This window comes from Streptomyces tendae (genome assembly GCF_014650435.1).
GTDB lineage: Bacteria > Actinomycetota > Actinomycetes > Streptomycetales > Streptomycetaceae > Streptomyces > Streptomyces tendae.
Genome location: NZ_BMUY01000082.1, coordinates 1 through 826 on the forward strand (window position 1 = coordinate 1; position 826 = coordinate 826).

At 66.6% G+C, this 826-nt stretch carries 1 protein-coding gene; it reads left to right on the forward strand.

Annotated features, from left to right (window positions below; all coding sequences use genetic code 11):
• Window positions 1-60: 60 nt before the first annotated feature.
• On the forward strand, window positions 61-826 hold a 766-nt coding region (locus IE258_RS40705), incomplete at its 3' end, for a Mu transposase domain-containing protein (protein WP_444545813.1).

The following is an 826-nucleotide window of genomic DNA, read 5'->3' on the forward strand; positions in this document are numbered from 1 at the left end:
GCGCATTACGGGTTCGATTGTTCGTTCTGCAACCCGTATTCCGGTCATGAGAAGGGCGCGGTGGAGTCCAAGGTCGGCATGGTGCGGCGCAAGCTGTTCGTGCCCCGGCCGAGCGTATGGAGCCTGGAGAACTTTAACGCCGGGCTGCCGGACCGGTGCCTGGAGCTGGCCACGAAACCGCATTACCGCAAGGACACGGAGGAACGTGGCCTGTTCTCCGAGGACCGTGCGGCGCTGCTGCCGTTGCCCGGGAAGCGTTTCGACGTGGTCACGTGGCGGCATATGAAGGCCGACCGGTACGGCGTGGTCACGCTCGAGGGACGGCATCGTTATTCCGCGGACCGGGCGAACGCGGGCAGAGGGGTGATCGTGGGCCTCCGCGCGCTCGAGGTCGAGGTCCTCGACTCGTCGGGCAAGCATCTGGCGACCCATCCTCGGGCGTACGGCCAGGCCAGCACGAACAGCGAGGACCCGTCCATGCAGTTGGCGCTGCTGTGCAACAAGCCCGCGTCCTGGCCCAACAGCCGGGTACGTGACGCGTTGCCGGACCCGTTGCGGGAATGGCTGGATCGGCAGGACAGACAGACACGCAACGAGGCGCTGCAGACCCTCAAACGCGTTGACAGGGAATCCGGGTGGGCGAACGCGGTCGAGGCGATGCTTTCCATCCTCGAATCGACCGGCGGGGCGGACCGCGCCGGTGTCACACTGCTCGCGGCCAGGCTCGCCGAGGGCGTGGCGGGTATCGAATACGACGATGACAGGCCGGATCTGAGTGAATACGACATCGCGTTCACCGCGGACGTCGGCGTGCAGGAAGGCGGGC